The following is a 16,175-nucleotide window of genomic DNA, read 5'->3' as shown; positions in this document are numbered from 1 at the left end:
ATGATAATCTGGGACGACCACTTCCACGTTGATCCGTTCAAGGGGCTCTTCCTTGAGGCCGTGAGGCAGTTCCACAGGGCGGGAGGAACTCACCTCGTCGTCGTCTACAAGACAGCCCACGACTATGGCTTTCCCGGTCTCAAGGCGGAGGACTTCATGGAGGCGATGGACTTCCACATCGAGCTCGTCGAGAAAATCAATAAGGAAACGCCCGTCAAAGCCTATGCCGTCGTTGGCGTTCACCCAGCTGAGTTCGTCTATCTCGCCCAGCAAAAAAGCCTTGAATACGCGAAGAACGAGGTCATGAAGGCTTTGGAATACTCCCAGAAGCTCTGCCTTGAGGGGAAAGCGATAGCCATAGGCGAGATAGGCAGGCCGCATTACGAGGTGAGTGAAGAAATCTGGCAAGCGAGCATCGAGCTGATGAAGTACGGAATGGCCTTGGCCAAAGAGGCCGACTGCGCCGTCCAGCTACACACCGAGAGCTTCGACGAGGAAAAGTTCAGGGAGCTGGGGAGATATGTTAGAGAGGTCGGGATAAAGCCCTACAAGGTAGTTAAACACTTCTCCCCGCCCCTCGTGAAAGTTGCCGAAGAGGTCGGCGTCTTCCCGAGCATAATAGCAAGCAGGAAGAACATCAAAGCGGCGATAGAGCAGGGCAACCGCTTCATGATGGAGACCGACTACCTAGATGATAAGAGAAGGCCTGGAGCTGTCCTCGGACCGAAGACCGTGCCGAAGAGAACTAAAGCGTTTCTCCAGAACGGCATCTTCACCGAGGAGGACGTCTATAAGATTCACGTTGAGAACCCGAGGAAGGTCTACGGAGTTGAGGTGGAGGAGGATTAAACCTCCACCCTCCTCACCACCCTCACAACCCCCGGCCCCCCGATTTCTCCTTCTATCTCAAAGATTCTGCCCAAAAACTGCTCCACGACCCAGACGTTCGTCACGAGGTGGTTCGTTATCTCGGCAACTTTTATCTCACCGCCGGCGAAAGCTAAGAACGGTATCAGCTGGTCCCCGAGGAACCTGTCAACGGCGGCTTTGCCCGTCAGCTGGTCGAGGAGGTCATCAGCGGCTTCCCTCCCGACGACTTCGGCCGGCTTACCGCGCTTTCCGAGGGCATCACCGCCGAGCCTCAACGAATCGGTTTCCGCCCAGACAACAATACCGCTTCCCGGCCCGAGGGAGCGGGAAAGTTCGGTCTCTATCTCCACAGGAACGCTGTACAGCTCCTCAAGCCTCTCCCTTGCTGCCTTTGCCTGCCTCTCTGCCACGTGGGCCGGCAAATTGGTGGCGTGGCTTATCCCACCAAAGCGCTCTATCCTGCCCCATTCAAGGGCCTTCAAAGGTTTTTTCTCCTCCCATGGCTCTACCCTTCCGAGGACCAGCCCACCGCCCTTCGGGTAGTGGCCACGCCGCTTGACCTCTATTTCAGCCCCAATTCCCATCTTCTCAAGGGCGCAAAGCGTTACGTTCTTCAGATAGTCCACCGGCGGGCTCCAGGGGACGTCGGTTCCGCCGGTTATCTCAAAGCTTCCTCCGGTGAATGCCATCGCCGGTAGCAACGCCTGAAGGACGAGAGTCACACTGCCGGCAGTCTTTATCGGAACTCTAACGTGCTTCGGCTTCGGTTCACCGGGAATGAACTCAAGAACCGTCGAACCGACCTTCGCCCCCTTAACCCTCGCGTTGCTCAACTCCTTCAGAGCCAGAATTCCATGGAGGTGCTGAGGTCTGAGACCGGGGTTCGGCCGGTTGGCGCGAATCTTAACGATTTTAACGGGCTTTCCAGTGATAACGGAGAGGGCAACGCTTGTCCTCAGTATCTGACCGCCACCCTCACCGTAGGAGCCGTCTATCTCCACCCACTCCATCTTCTCACCGTGATTGGTTTCGATGGGGAGCTCTAAAAACCTTGCCGAAAGGCTTTTACTACATGGAACGAATTTCAGACGGTGTGGGTATGGACGAGCTGGAGTTCTGCATCAAAAGCCTGAGCTACCCTCTGGGAACCCTCTTGGAGGGACTCGAGAGGAGAAGAGGGGAGCTCGTCAATGTGAGGAGGGATGTCATTATACTCCCTGAAGCTCCCTTCGCGGCCCTCTGCTACCTCACAGGAATAGCCCTCTTTGACGCTCTCGACCTCGTGGACAAAAAGCGCCTTCAGGACGACTACGGTGCCATTGAGGGGTTCCGTAAAAAGCTTTTGAATTCCAAGCTCGGGGAGAGATTGAGGCCGTACCTTGAAAGCCCTGGCAGGTATATCTCGCCAGGAGACAGACTTTCAATCGACTGGCTGGAGTTCGAGAGGAGGGCCGAGAAGATCAGACCGTACCTGGAGAAGGTAATAGAAGTCCAGAGAACCAGCCACACCAGGGAGGGGTTCCTGGAAAGAACCGGATTTCTGTCAGAGATTACTGCCGACCAGGGACTGCTCCTCAGCTATCTGGCTGAGGACGAAAAGCTGAGGGAGATGATAAACGCCGCCTTGGGGAAACACCAACCGGAGTTTAGGACGATGGTCGTTAGGTATTTCAAAGCCCTCCGAGGTTGAGTCTCACGGCTATTGAGAGGGCCTCTTTCTCAGACAGGCCCTTCTTTTCAGCGAGAGCCTTGACCAGCCGGGCCAGGGCCTCAACATTCCTGAGATTGAGCCTTTCGGGAGGATAATCCATGAAGTAACCGGAGGAAACCTCAAAACCAAGCCTTTCAGAGAGTTTTTCCGCGAACTCTTCTGGTGAAAGGGGCGGAATTCTAAGAACGGCCGGGAAGTCCAGGGACTCGTACTTCCCCGCGTCCTTGGTCTCAACGACAACTGGATAATCCCGCTCCCCCCAGAGAAGTTCGGCCACTTTATCAACGGGCGGTTCCCTGAGAAGGACCGCGTTTTGGGGAAGGAGTTCGGATAGTTCGACCCCAGCGAGGTTCTCCACGAGGATGTCAACACCGAGGGAGAGCACTTCTTCCGGGGCCACCGAGTGGACGTCCCTGTAGGGGGTGGCACCGCTTTCCCCGCCCTTCTCAGAGGTTATCCTCTGGTAGAGGGTCTCGCTCACGAGGGTAAACTGATAAACCTTCTCAACACCATCAAGGTACAGGACACCGTTGGAAAGAAGTTTAAGACCTAATCTGGCAAGGGAAGCGCTGAGGGAGCTCTCGCTTTTGGTCGTTATCGCCCTTCTCCCACTAACGTCCTCACTGCCCCTGCTGACGAGGCGATAGTCGGCAGGAAACAGTCCCTTGGCATTAAAGAACTCCTCAAGGGCCTGCCTCGCCTTCTCCTCGCTCACCGCGTAGACCTTTATGAACTCCACGTTCTCGCCGCTGTCAACGCCTATCAGCACCACTGCGTCGCGTCTCTCTTTGGGTATCAGCACGTCTTCCATAGCCACCGCCGTTTATTCATTTGATTCATAAAGAAAAATGGGGTGCGGCCAAAAAACAAGCAGCCCGGAGCCCGTTAGAGGCTCATTGCGCCCAGGAGCTCCCCCGTCTCAAGGTTGAGTATCCGGACCTCCCTCTTCCTCGTGTCGAGCAGGGCGATACTCTTGATTCCGCTGACGTAGCCGCAGACCTCACCAGGATTAACCAGTATCGTCCTGCCCTCCTCGCGTATCTCGTAGCGGTGAGTGTGGCCGACTATAACAACGTCGTAAAGCCTGCTCCTTGCCAGAGCGCGGGCTATCCTTTCGTCCGTGCCGTGGGTGACGGCGATCTTCATGCCGTCTGCCTCGACCTCAAGTATCTCGTCGTAGATACCGAGTGCCTCATAGAGTCCCTTTCTCTCACCGTCGTTGTTGCCGAATACCCCCTTGAGGGGGGCCTTGAGCTCTTTGAGCTCCCTGGCAACGAACGGGGCAACGAAATCACCCGCGTGGATGACCAGCTCCACGTTCTGCCTGTTGAACAGCTCGACGGCCCTCCTGATGGCCGGGAGATTGTCGTGAGTATCGCTCATTATACCTATCAGCATGCTACCACCTGCGGTTAATACGACGGCTTGGCTTATAGGATTAACCGTTGGGATCATATAAAGGACATAGCAAAAATTTATAGGCCCAGGGGGCCATGGGTATATTCAAGAGGGTGGTGTTATGTTCACCGGCAGGGCCGTGATAGCAGTCAAGATCCTCCGTCCTTTCAGGGACTGGAACGCCGGAGACGTCGTTCTCCTTGAGGACTGGAAGGCGAAGGAGCTCTGGGAAGCGAGGGTGGTTGAGGTCATTGACGAGACGGACAAGGTTATAGGTGAGATAGACCGGGCCATAGCGGAGGAGAGGAAAAACGAGCCTCTCATGCCTCTGCCGGCGGGGCTCTATGAGAGGGCCGAGTTCTACATGTACTACCTCGAAAACTATGTGAAGATGAACGCCGGGGAGAGCGTGGAGACCATAAACGTCAAGCTCACCAAGCTAGCCAACCTAAAGAAGAAGCTGGAGCACCTCAAAACAATACGCTTCAACAAGATCCTGAGGGCCGTGATGCTACGTCCCAACAGTCTGGAGCTCCTATCGAGGCTCTCACCGGAGGAGAGGAGGATATACCTCCAGCTGTCGAAGATACGCAACGAATGGCTGGGTGAGGGATGATGGACAGGGAGGACATGATTGAGAGGTACGCACGGTTTCTGAGGGAGTACGTTGACGACGAGGGGAGAGAAGTCTATCTGAACAAGCTGAAGGATTTACTCACGCTCACACCGAGGCGCTCCCTCCCGATAGACTGGACTCACCTCAACTCCTTCGACCCGGAGCTGGCGGGAGAGCTTTTAAACAGTCCTGAGGAGAGCATCCTGGCAGCAGAAGACGCTATACAGATAGTCCTCCGCGAGCCGCCAATCCTCAAGGAAGAGGAGTTCAAAATACATGCCCGCTTCCACAATCTTCCCCACACCTTCATGGTCAAAGAACTCGGGAGCGAGCACATAAACAGGCTCATCCAAGTCGAAGGCATCATCACCCGCGTCAGCGAGGTCAAGCCCTTCGTCGAGAAGGCCGTCTTTGTGTGCAAGGACTGTGGAAACGAGATGATCCGCCTTCAGAGGCCCTACGAGAACCTCGTGAAGCCGGCAAAGTGCGATGCCTGCGGCTCAAGAAATGTCGACCTCCACGTGGAAAAAAGCCGCTTTATTAACCTCCAGAGCTTTAGGTTACAGGACAGGCCCGAGAGTTTGAAGGGCGGCCAGATGCCGCGCTTCGTTGATGCAATCCTGCTCGACGACATGGTCGACACCGCCCTGCCCGGCGACCGCGTTTTAGTTACTGGAATCCTCCGCGTCATCCTGGAGCAGAAGGACAAGAGGCCGATTTTCAAGAAGGTTCTCGAGGTGAACCACATAGAGCAGCTCAGCAAGGAGATAGAGGAGCTTGAAATCTCTCCCGAGGACGAGCAGAAGATACGGGAGCTGGCGAAGAGGAAGGACATCGTCGATGCCATAGTAGATTCGATAGCCCCCGCAATCTGGGGCCACCGGACGGTGAAGAAGGGAATAGCCCTCGCCCTGTTCGGAGGTGTGCAGAGGACTCTCCCGGATGGGACTAAGCTCAGGGGAGAGAGCCACGTCCTGCTGGTTGGAGATCCAGGAGTTGCTAAGTGCGTTGACTACAACACTGAGGTCGTTTTGGGAGATGGGAGCCTGAAGAAGATTGGAGAGATTGTTGAAGAAGCCGTGGAGAAGGCCCGGAAAAAAGGAATCCTCGGAAAAGTCGATGATGGCTTTTACGCCCCCATTGACCTCGAACTCTATGCCCTAGACGCGAAGACTCTGAAGGTAAGGAAGATCAAGGCCAACATAGCCTGGAAGAGAACCGCTCCAGAGAGAATGTTCAGAATAAAAACCGCCAGTGGCAGGGAGATAATGGTAACACCAACCCACCCGTTCTTCGTCTTTGAAGATGGGCAGTTCAAGACGAGGAAGGCGGAGGAACTCAAAGCTGGAGAGTTCATAGCCGTCCCACGCGTTATACCTGCGGGTGGAGAGAAGGTAAGGTTAACGGATGCGCCAATTCAAAAACCGAAAACCGCAAAGAGTAGGCTTATTCTCCCGGAGTTTGCTGATGAGGAATTCTGGTATGTTATGGGGCTTATAGCAGGGGAGGGCTACGCTCAGAACAAAGAAGGAAGTGCCACCCTCTATTTCACAAATAATGAAACCAAGCTTATAGACAGGGTTTACGGATACCTTAAGGACGTTGGTCTTACCCCTAAGATAAGAGAACCTCACAAAGGCAAGAATTCCAAAGAAGTCTATGCGTCCAGCATCGAGCTCTACCAGCTCCTGGAGTGGCTCAGGCTTTCAAAGCCTTCTGCCAAAAAGGCTGTCCCGCCACAGCTTTTCAGAGCAAGGAAAGAGGAGATCAGAGCATTCCTTAAGGGGTACTTTGATGCCGAAGGAACCGTTGACAAGAAGAGGCCAAAAATAACCGTTGTTTCGGCGTCGAAAGAGATGCTGAGAGGCATCCAGCACCTGCTTCTCAGGTTCGGTATAAAATCCCAGTTGCATGAGACTAAGGCTAGGGCCACTAACGGAACAATGAAGAATAAGAAAACCTACTATCGCCTCGTTATAACCGGAGAAGATGCATTGAAGTTCAGGGATGAAATCAGATTCGGACTTGAAAAGAAACAGCTCATCCTTAGGGAGGTCACAAGGAACGTTAGCACCAACACCAATGTGGACGTTGTTCCGGGAGTCGGGAAGATTCTTAGAGAGCTGAGAACTCGGGCTGGATTAACCCAAAGGGAGATGGGCATAAATCGCTCGACTTACCTTCACTACGAGCAGGGAGACAGGTTGCCCAGCAAGGAGAAGCTTGGAACCATCGCTGAAACACTCAGGAAGCATCTACCAGACTCCAGAGATGTCGAAATCCTCAGCCTTCTAGCGAACGCTGATATTTTCTGGGACAGAGTTGAAGAGATCGAGGAATACAAACCGGAGCACCCGTGGGTATACGACCTTCAGGTTCCGGAGCACCACAACTTCATTGCAAACGACATCTTCGTCCACAACAGCCAAATTCTCCGCTACGTTGCCAACTTGGCGCCAAGAGCGATTTATACAAGCGGTAAGAGCAGTTCGGCGGCCGGTCTATGCGTCGCTCCGGACTCCATTGTAACTACGGACTCAGGTGCGTTTGAGATTGGAAAGCTGACTGAGAGCTGGATGAGGGAAGTTGGTTCCATTAAATATGAGGAGGGAATCCAGCACGCTCCTTATCTCGGGGAGAGCATCTCAATTGAAGGGGGGAGGGTTAAGGAAGCTCCCTTAAGCAGGGTCTGGAAGCTCAAAGCACCAAAGAAGCTCATAAGGATAACGACCTCAACTGGAAAGAGTCTCGTGACGACACCTGAGACGAAACTCCTGACCCTTGGAGAGAACGGGTTCGAATGGGTAAAAGCACAGGACGTTACCAAGTCAACATACATAGCCACCGTTAGGGAGTTAAAAGTACGGGAAACGCCCATTCACGTTATCGAACTCGTTTCAGACCTCGATGAACTGGTTCTGTACGGAATAAAAGGAGACGTCAAAAGGCTGGTTGAAAAAATCGTTGCCGAGAAGGGAATAACCAAGAGGGAGCTGGCTAAGGCTCTGGGCGTTAGTGAAAGCACGCTCTACTACAACTGGGTCAACGAAAAAGCGCGCGGCAACATCACCATGAAGCACCTCAGGAAGCTCGTTGAACTGGCCGGGGAGGAAATCACAACTATAAAACCATCAGAGGTAGCACTTCAGGACGGTACGAGAATTAAGTTGCCCGAAGTTGTTGACGAAAGGCTGGCGTACTTTGCCGGATTAGTCGCCGGTGATGGAGACGTATCAAAGGCCGGATGGGGCGTCTCCGTAAGGTTTTCAAACGACAACACCGAGCTGAGGAAAGAGTTTATTGAACTTACAGGGGAGCTTTTTGGAATCGAAGCAAAGGAAAGCGCCCAGGATGGCAGAACCCCTGCGGTACGCTTCCACTCCAGGGTGATCGCCCACATCCTTGAAAAGCTAGGTGTTCCACTTTCACCTAAATCAAATAGACTGGACATCCCACCGAGACTTTTCAATGCCCCCAGGAAAGTCCTTGCCGCGTACATAAGGGGACTGTTTGACTGTGACGGGAACGTTGTTCTGAGGAAGGAAGGCTCGTCGTACATCGAGTTCGATACCACGAGTGAAAAGCTCGCGAGAAAGCTCCAGCTGGCACTGCTTCGCTTCGGTATCATCTCTCACCTACGCAAGAGGAAGAGAAGGAGATATGAGAGCACGATAAATGGAAAGAAAGTCGTATCTAGACATGACCGCTGGGAGCTGAAGATTTACGGTGAAAATGCCCTCCGCTTTGCAAGGGAGATAGGGTTCAGACACCCCGATAAGAGGAAACGCCTGGAAAAACTCATTGAAACGCTGGAGAACTCCAAGCGCGACACAAACGTCGACGTGATTCCTGGAGTAGGAAAGATTGTAAGGGAGATACGGAAGTTTTACGGCATCAGCGCAGGCGATATTTACGGTTCAAAGACAGGGGCAACAATAGAAACTCGGGAAACGTTCTCAAGGAGACTCCTCACCAGAGTCGTGGAGAGCCTGGAAGAGGCGATAAAGACAGCCGATATCCCAATAACCCTCCCCAATGAGCTAAGACTCAATATAGGCAGGGTAGTAAAGCCAGAAGAGCTCGGAATGGAACCGAAAAAGTTCTACGAACTTTTCCGCAGGGAGAATAGAAATCCAAAGCTAACCTATGGACTTCTTGTAAAAGTGGCAAAAATCCTCTCGGAGAGAGACCCCAAGATCTACAGTGAACTCGCATGGCTATTGAGCAACGTAATCGCCAAAGAGTCGGAGGTTAGAGAGAAACTTGAATTCCTGAAATCCTTGGCATACTCTGATATTCTGTGGGAAAGGGTCAAGAAAGTTGAAACAATCCCCTCCCCCCATGAGTACGTCTACGACCTCACGGTTGAGGGTTCCCACAGCTTCATAGCCAACGGCTTCGTTGTTCACAACACGGCGGCAGCAGTCCGCGACGAGTTCACCGGTTCCTGGGTTCTCGAAGCTGGTGTTCTCGTCCTCGCCGATGGCGGATTCGCACTAATTGATGAATTTGACAAGATGAGCGACAGGGACAGAAGCGCGATACATGAGGCGCTTGAGCAGCAGAGCGTCAGCATCTCCAAAGCTGGCATCACTGCGACGCTCAACGCGAGGACAACCGTCATAGCCGCCGCCAATCCCAAGTACGGCCGCTTCAACCGCCACAAGCCCCTCCCAGAGCAGCTCGACCTGCCGCCGACCCTGCTGAGCCGTTTCGATTTGATCTTCCTACTCCTAGACGAGCCAGACGAGAAGATAGATGGGGCCATAGCCGAACACATACTGAAGGTTCGCAGGGGTGAGGCGGAGGCAGTCACACCGAAGATACCCTACGACCTGCTCAGGAAGTACATAGCCTACGCAAGGAAGAACATCCATCCCGTCCTGAGCAGGGAAGCCATGGAGGAGATAAAGCGCTACTACGTCAGAATGAGGAAGGGCCTCCGCAGGAAAGGAGACGACGAAGAACTCCAGCCCATACCTATCACCGCAAGACAGCTGGAGGCACTCATCCGCCTAAGTGAGGCCCACGCGAGGATGAGGCTAAGCGAGACCGTCACGAGAGAGGACGCCAAGGCAGCCATAGCCATAATAGAGGACATGCTCAAAACGATAGCCGTGGACGAGGAGGGGGCACTTGACGTCTCCATCCTTGAAGTTGGCAAGAGCTCCAGGAAAATAAGCAAGATCGAGAAGATGATAGACATAATCAAGAACCTAGAAGGGGAGGGCGAGTTCGGCGCACCGGAGGAACGGGTGATAGAGGCCGCTAAGCAGTCGGGGCTCGGATCAGAAGGGGAGATAAAGAAGCTCATCTCGGACCTCAAACGGGACGCCAGAATATACGAGCCGAGGGCAGGTTTCTACCGCGTCCTCTGATTTTTCCCTCCCACTCCAAAAGGTTATAAACGCCTCTGGATAGTTAAGTTGGAGGTGAGGAAAGTGAGCGAGGGGAAGGTTGACTTTTATGATTTCGAGAGCTTACTCGATAAGGCTTACGAGGAGCTGCCGGAGAACGTCAAACATCACACCTCCCGTTTCGAGGTTCCTGCGGCGGTGGTCACGATCGCGGGCAACAGAACTATAATCGAGAACTTCGTGGACATAGCCGAAGCCATGAACCGCGACCCCAACCACCTGCTCAAGTTCATACTGAGGGAGGTCGCCACTGCGGGAAGCCTGGAGGGCAGGCGCGTTATCCTGCAGGGCCGCTTTACCCCGTACCTCATAGCCAACAAGATGAAGAAGTATCTGAAAGACTACGTCATCTGTCCGGTCTGTGGGAGCCCTGACACGAAGATCACCAAACGTGGACGCTTCCACTTCCTGAAGTGTGAGGCCTGTGGTGCCGAGACACCAATCCAGCACCTCTGAAACCCTTTTTCTTTTCCAAATTTGCCAGCCGATAAAAACTCTTTTAAACTTTACAAACTACAAGTAGGCGACACTCTCAGACACCAGGGGGAGTTCTCATGAGCATGGAAGAGAAGGTTAACGACCTGTACGAGAGGAAAAGGAAGATTCTGGAGATGGGTGGGGAAAAAGCTGTTGAAAAACAGCACGCCAAGGGCAAGCTCACCGCTCGCGAGAGGATCGAAAAGCTCCTTGATCCAGGGAGCTTCGTCGAGATAGGCGCATTCGTCAAGCACCGCGGAACAGAGTTCGGGCTCGACAAGAAGGAGCTTCCAGCTGACGGTGTTATAACCGGTTACGGAACCATAGACGGTCGCTTGGTCTTCGTCTATGCCCAAGACTTCACCGTCATGGGAGGTTCCCTCGGCGAGATGCACGCGGCGAAGATAAAGCGCGTTATGGAGCTTGCCCTCGAAGCCGGGGCACCGGTAATAGGCCTCAACGACTCAGGAGGAGCAAGGATACAGGAGGGCGTTGACTCACTCAAGGGCTACGGCGAGATCTTTAAGATGAACACCATCCTCAGCGGTGTCGTTCCGCAGATAACCGCGATAATGGGCCCCTGTGCCGGTGGAGCCGTATACAGCCCGGCGATAGGAGACTTCATCCTCATGGTGGACAACCCTGCGAGCTTCATGTTCATCACAGGTCCGCAGGTCGTCAAGGCTGTGACAGGTGTCGAGGTCACGCCAATACAGCTCGGCGGTGCCATGATTCACGCCCAGCGTTCTGGCCAAGCCCACCTTGTCGGAAAGAGCGATGAGGAGGTTCTGGCACTCATAAGGAGGCTCATAAGTTACCTCCCGTCCAACAACATGGAGAAACCGCCGAGGGTTAAGACGAACGACCTGCCCTTCAGGAAGACCGAGAACCTCTACTCCATCGTCCCGGACGACCCGAACAAGGGCTACGACGTGAGGCAGGTAATCTACGAGATAGTCGACCGCGATGAGAACGGCAACCCGGACTTCCTTGAGATCCTCCCGTACTTTGCACCAAACGCCGTCGTCGGCTTTGCTAGGATGAACGGTCAGACCGTCGGTATAGTCGCCAACAACCCGATACACTTCGCGGGCGTCCTGGACATAGACAGCTCCGACAAGATAGCGCGCTTTGTAAGAACCTGTGACGCATTCAACATCCCGATAGTCACCCTAGTTGACGTTCCGGGCTACCTCCCGGGAACCCAGCAGGAGTACGGCGGAATTATCAGGCACGGGGCTAAAGTCCTCTACGCCTACGCGGAAGCGACCGTCCCGATGGTGACCGTGATACTCAGGAAGGCTTACGGTGGAGCGTACCTCGCCATGGGAAGCAAGCACCTCGGAGCGGACTTCGTCTTCGCCTGGCCGACGGCGGAGATAGCCGTCATGGGGCCGGAGGGAGCGGCCAACATCATCTTCAGGAAGGAGATAGCCGCAGCCGAGAACCCGGAGGAGGTCAGACAGAAGAAGATACAGGAGTACCGTGAAAGGTTTGCTAACCCGTACGTCGCGGCTGCGAGGGGCTACATCGACGACGTCATTGACCCCGCTGAGACCAGGGCGAAGGTGATAATGGCCCTTGAGGCAATGGAGAGCAAGCGCGTCAAGCTCCCGCCGAAGAAGCACGGCAACATACCGCTGTGAGGTGTGAATGATGGTGTCTGCGGCCGAGTTCATAGAGGGCCTCAACATAACGGCCCTCGGAGTGACGGTGGTCTTCGCCGTCCTCACAATTTTAGCTTTGGTGCTCCACTTCGTCGGCTGGCTGGAGAGGAGGTTGATAGAGAGGGAAGAGGCCTGGGAGCCTGCTCCAGCCCCGAAAGAGGCCGGAGAGACAGCGGAAGAGAAACCCGCCATACCCCCGAGGGACCTCGCAATCATAACCGCGGCGGTGCTGGCATACACCGCGGAAAGGGCCTCACAGCTCAGACCCCTGCCGTTCAGGAGGAAAGTTTCAGACGCCTGGCGCCTTTACGGCGTCCAGTCATCAATGGAAGAGGTTGAGGACTTCAACTACGGAATAGGGAAGTGGTAAAAATGGCAAAGGTTAGGGTCATCGTTGACGGTGTTGAGTACGAGGTGGATGTTGAAGAACTCCCAGGAGGAAGGTTCAAGGTCAGCTTCGAGGACAAAACCTACACCGTGGAGGCCACGGGGCTCGGGATAGACGTGAGCGCCCTCAGCACAGCTCCTGTCCAGGCCCCGGTTGCCCCGGCCGCCGCTTCGGCCCCATCCCCTGCGCCGGTTCCAAGTGCACCTGCGGCTCCAGCTCCAGTTGCTGGGGAGGGTGTCGTCACTGCCCCAATGCCCGGCAAAATCCTCAAGATCCTTGTCAAAGAAGGCGAGAACGTCAAAACCGGACAGGGACTCCTAATCCTCGAAGCAATGAAAATGGAGAACGAGATACCAGCACCAAAGGACGGAGTCGTAAAGAAAATCCTAGTCAAAGAAGGCGACACCGTAGACACCGGACAAACACTAATAGAACTCGGGTGATGTGTGATGGCTGGACTGGAGCAGGCCATAATAGACTTCTTCGAACACATGGGGCTCCTCAACCTCACCCTTGGGAACGTAATAATGATAGCCGTCGGCCTGGCCCTCGTATACCTGGCCGTCAGATACGAGATGGAGCCGCTGCTCCTCCTCCCGATAGGCATCAGCGCGGTTCTGGTAAACCTCCCGCTGAGCCACCTCGTCAACTGGCCGGTGGCACCCCAGCTCCCTGCGGGGATGGAGGATAACATATTCAGCACCATGGCATATCTCAACCAGCAGTACGGCCCGCCCGGGCTCTTTGACCTGATATACTACCTGCTCATTAAGACGGAGATAGTGCCGCTCCTGATATTCTTCGGCCTCGGGGCAATGACCGACTTCGGGCCGATGATAGCCGACCCCAAAACGGCCCTCCTCGGGGCCGCGGCCCAGATAGGTGTTTTTATCGCCATGCTGACTGCTATTGCCCTCGGGTTCACACTCCCCGAGGCGGCTTCGATAGGTATCATCGGTGGCGCCGATGGACCGACGACGATATACCTCACAACGAAGCTCGCGCCGCACATCCTGGGTGCGACGGCAGTTGCCGCATACAGCTACATGAGCCTTGTCCCCCTGATCCAGCCGCCGGTCATCAGGGCACTAACCACCAGGGAGGAGAGGAGAATACGCATGGAGCAGCTCAGGCCGGTCTCAAAGAGGGAGAAGATACTCTTCCCGATCGTCAGCATGATAGTCATAGCCCTCCTCGTCCCCACGGCCGCACCGCTCGTCGGGATGCTCATGATAGGAAACCTCTTCAGGGAGAGCGGCGTCGTCGAGAGGCTCAGCAAAGCAGCCCAGGAGGAACTCATGAACATAGTCACAATTTTCCTCGGACTAGGCGTCGGCTCAACCATGCGTGCTGACAGCTTCCTCACAGCACAGACCCTCATGATCCTTGGACTCGGAATAGTCGCCTTTGCCAGCGCCACGGCCGGAGGAGTGCTCCTCGGAAAGCTCATGATGAAGCTCTCCGGAGGCAAGATAAACCCGATGATAGGTGCCGCGGGAGTCTCGGCCGTGCCTATGAGCGCGCGCGTCGTCCAGAGGATGGCCAGCGAGGAGGATCCCGGAAACTTCCTCCTGATGCACGCCATGGGACCGAACGTCGCTGGGGTGATAGGTACGGCAGTCGCGGCAGGGGTTCTGCTCTCCGTTCTGGGCTGATGCCCACCAACTTTTTTGTCAATTCTTTAATGAAAAGCTTAAAATAGGAGAAGGGCCCTTTAACTTAAAGCGGTGGTGAGGGAAATGCGTGTGAAGACCCTTATGACTCCGGATCCAGTTGTGGTGGAACTCCCTGCAACGAGGGAGTACGCCCTTGAACTCTTCAAAAAGCATAAGGTAAGGTCATTCCCGGTCATCAACAAGAACACAAAAGCCCTCGTTGGGATAATAAGCATAAAGAGGGTTCTGCTCCGTCCGGACGAGGAGCAGCTCGCGATGCTGATACGGAGGGAGGTCCCCACAGTCAGGCCCAACGATGACCTCAAAAAAGCTGTTCGGGCAATGCTTGAAATGGACTACAGGCGCGTCGTTGTTGTTGACGACGAGAACAGGGTTCTGGGCATACTCACAGTGGGGGACATCGTGAGGCGCTACCTGGCCAAAAACGAGAAGCTGAAGAATGTCACGATAGAGAAGTACTACCAGAAAAACGTCGGGCTCGTCTGGCAGGGCACTCCCCTCAAGGCAGCCCTCAAGGCACTCCTGCTCTGCAATGCAATGGCCATTCCCGTTATAGATGACGACGGGAACCTCGTGGGGATGGTCGACGAAACTGACCTGCTCAAGGACAGTGAGGTCATAAGGGTCATGAGGCAGACTGCACTTTCCGCGTCGAGCGAGGAGGACTGGATACTCGAGAGCAACCCGACGCTCCTCTTTGAGAAGGCAGAGCTCCAGCTCCCCAAGAAGCCGGTGGCAGAGATAATGAACCGGGATCTCGTCGTTGCGACGCCGCACATGAGCGTCTACGACGTCGCCCAGAAGATGGTGCAGTACCACATCGAGCAGCTCCCAGTCATCAGGGGCGAGGGCGAGCTGGTGGGCATCATCAGGGATATGGACATCATAAGGGTTATACTCAATAAGTGAGCGTTTTTAAGTCCCTCTTCTTCCATTCTTAAGTGGTGGTGTCTGTGAAGGAGATAAAACTCTCGCTCTTTGGTTTTGGGAACGTTGGAAAGGCCGTCTCACGGGTTTTGCTGGAGAAGGGAGTGTTCTTCCGCGAGAAATACGGTGTGGAATTCAAGGTCGTAAGCATAGCCGATACCAGCGGGGTCGTCTGGCTTCCCGAGGGCATAGACCTCAGGGAGGCACTCATAATCAGGGAGAACTTCGGAAAGCTATCGGCATGGACGAACGACTACGAGGTCTACAACTTCACACCCGACGAAGCGGTTAGGGAGATCGACGCCGACGTCGTTATAGACGTTACCAACGACAGGAACGCCTGGAGGTGGCACCTTGCGGCCCTGAGGGAGGGGAAGGGGGTCATTACAAGCAACAAGCCTCCTCTGGCTTTCCACTACGCCGAGCTGACCAAGGAGGCGGAGAGGAGAGACGTCCCCTACCTGTTCGAGGCAACTGTGATGGCTGGGACGCCGGTGATAGGCCTCCTCCGCGAGAACCTGCTGGGGGACGCTGTCGAGAGAATTGATGCCGTCCTCAACGCAACCACGACGTTCATCCTCAGCAGGATGGAGGTGGGGCTGAACTTCGAGGATGCCCTCAGAGAGGCCCAGGCTCTCGGGATAGCCGAGAGAGACCCGAGCGGAGATATCCTCGGGATAGACGCGGGGTACAAAGCAACGATACTTCACTGCGTCGCCTTCTCGCCGGTAACCTTCGACGAGGTCCGTGTGAGGGGCATAGCCGAAGTGACCCCGGATGAAGTCCGGAGGGCGAGGGCGAAGGGAAAGACGGTAAGGCTCGTCGCGACGGTGGAGAGGGGAGAGGTCACAGTTGAACCTAAGGAGGTACCCCTTGAAAGCCCTCTAGCGGTTGGGAGTCACGAGAACGCCGCGGTAATAAAGACCGACCTGCTCGGAGAACTGCTCATCAAAGGGGCGGGGGCCGGACTGAAGGAGACCGCCAGCGGCGTGGTGAGCGACATCATAAAGGCATCCCTACGGCTCTGA

14 protein-coding genes are annotated in these 16,175 nt (G+C 54.9%); 11 read left to right on the top strand and 3 right to left on the bottom strand.

All coding sequences use genetic code 11. From position 1 onward, the window contains the following. On the top strand, nt 1-849 hold the full coding sequence (locus E3E36_RS07135) for a TatD family hydrolase (protein WP_167894534.1): 849 nt from the start codon (nt 1-3) through the stop codon (nt 847-849). Here E3E36_RS07135 and rtcA read toward each other — a convergent pair. Further along, nucleotides 846-1,880 (bottom strand): RNA 3'-terminal phosphate cyclase, encoded by a 1,035-nt coding sequence (rtcA, locus tag E3E36_RS07130; RefSeq protein WP_167894533.1) that lies wholly within the window; start codon nt 1,878-1,880, stop codon nt 846-848. The two genes, E3E36_RS07135 and rtcA, sit on opposite strands and share 4 nt — an antisense overlap. A 62-nt stretch (nt 1,881-1,942) precedes the next feature. Between rtcA and E3E36_RS07125 the strand changes: the two genes are divergently transcribed. Next, the gene (locus tag E3E36_RS07125) at nt 1,943-2,560 is read left to right on the top strand and encodes a hypothetical protein (RefSeq protein WP_240911782.1); all 618 of its coding nucleotides are present in this window, start codon (nt 1,943-1,945) and stop codon (nt 2,558-2,560) included. Here E3E36_RS07125 and E3E36_RS07120 read toward each other — a convergent pair. Together E3E36_RS07120 and E3E36_RS07115 are read right to left on the bottom strand one after the other, a co-directional pair. Next, nucleotides 2,541-3,392 (bottom strand): hypothetical protein, encoded by an 852-nt coding sequence (locus tag E3E36_RS07120; protein ID WP_167894532.1) that lies wholly within the window; start codon nt 3,390-3,392, stop codon nt 2,541-2,543. The genes E3E36_RS07125 and E3E36_RS07120 overlap by 20 nt on opposite strands. Before the next feature lie 74 nt (nt 3,393-3,466). Then, on the bottom strand, nt 3,467-3,979 hold the full coding sequence (locus tag E3E36_RS07115) for a metallophosphoesterase (RefSeq protein WP_167894531.1): 513 nt from the start codon (nt 3,977-3,979) through the stop codon (nt 3,467-3,469). Nucleotides 3,980-4,100: 121 nt separating this feature from the next. On the opposite strand from E3E36_RS07115, the gene E3E36_RS07110 reads away from it, so the two are divergent. The 9 genes from E3E36_RS07110 (at nt 4,101) to E3E36_RS07070 (ending at nt 16,175) form a co-directional block, all read left to right on the top strand. Next, nucleotides 4,101-4,595 (top strand): DNA replication complex GINS family protein, encoded by a 495-nt coding sequence (locus E3E36_RS07110; RefSeq protein WP_167894530.1) that lies wholly within the window; start codon nt 4,101-4,103, stop codon nt 4,593-4,595. After that, nucleotides 4,595-9,973, top strand: a complete 5,379-nt coding sequence (locus E3E36_RS07105; protein WP_167894878.1) for an LAGLIDADG family homing endonuclease — start codon at nt 4,595-4,597, stop codon at nt 9,971-9,973. The genes E3E36_RS07110 and E3E36_RS07105 overlap by 1 nt, the downstream gene beginning before the upstream one ends. A 63-nt stretch (nt 9,974-10,036) precedes the next feature. Beyond that, on the top strand, nt 10,037-10,468 hold the full coding sequence (locus tag E3E36_RS07100; protein WP_167894877.1) for a translation initiation factor IF-2 subunit beta: 432 nt from the start codon (nt 10,037-10,039) through the stop codon (nt 10,466-10,468). Nucleotides 10,469-10,566: 98 nt separating this feature from the next. After that, a complete protein-coding gene (locus E3E36_RS07095) occupies nt 10,567-12,135 on the top strand; it encodes a carboxyl transferase domain-containing protein (RefSeq protein ID WP_167894529.1) in 1,569 nt (522 codons plus the stop codon). 10 nt (nt 12,136-12,145) lie between these two features. Beyond that, nucleotides 12,146-12,526: an OadG family protein gene (locus E3E36_RS07090; RefSeq protein ID WP_167894876.1), complete on the top strand. Its 381-nt coding sequence runs from the start codon at nt 12,146-12,148 to the stop codon at nt 12,524-12,526. A gap of 2 nt (nt 12,527-12,528) precedes the next feature. Next, nucleotides 12,529-12,987 carry an acetyl-CoA carboxylase biotin carboxyl carrier protein subunit gene (locus E3E36_RS07085; RefSeq protein WP_167894528.1) on the top strand — a complete coding sequence of 153 codons (459 nt, stop codon included), beginning with the start codon at nt 12,529-12,531 and terminating at the stop codon, nt 12,985-12,987. A 6-nt stretch (nt 12,988-12,993) separates the two neighbouring features. After that, nucleotides 12,994-14,199 (top strand): sodium ion-translocating decarboxylase subunit beta, encoded by a 1,206-nt coding sequence (locus E3E36_RS07080; protein ID WP_167894527.1) that lies wholly within the window; start codon nt 12,994-12,996, stop codon nt 14,197-14,199. Between the two features lie 84 nt (nt 14,200-14,283). Beyond that, nucleotides 14,284-15,129, top strand: coding sequence for a CBS domain-containing protein (locus E3E36_RS07075; protein ID WP_167894875.1), 846 nt, complete (start codon nt 14,284-14,286; stop codon nt 15,127-15,129). 44 nt (nt 15,130-15,173) lie between these two features. Then, nucleotides 15,174-16,175, top strand: coding sequence for a homoserine dehydrogenase (locus E3E36_RS07070; RefSeq protein ID WP_167894874.1), 1,002 nt, complete (start codon nt 15,174-15,176; stop codon nt 16,173-16,175).

It is taken from the genome of Thermococcus sp. M36, from assembly GCF_012027355.1.
GTDB lineage: Archaea > Methanobacteriota_B > Thermococci > Thermococcales > Thermococcaceae > Thermococcus.
Note: the sequence above shows the minus strand (reverse complement) of the source record. Positions and strands in the feature narration are given on the sequence as shown.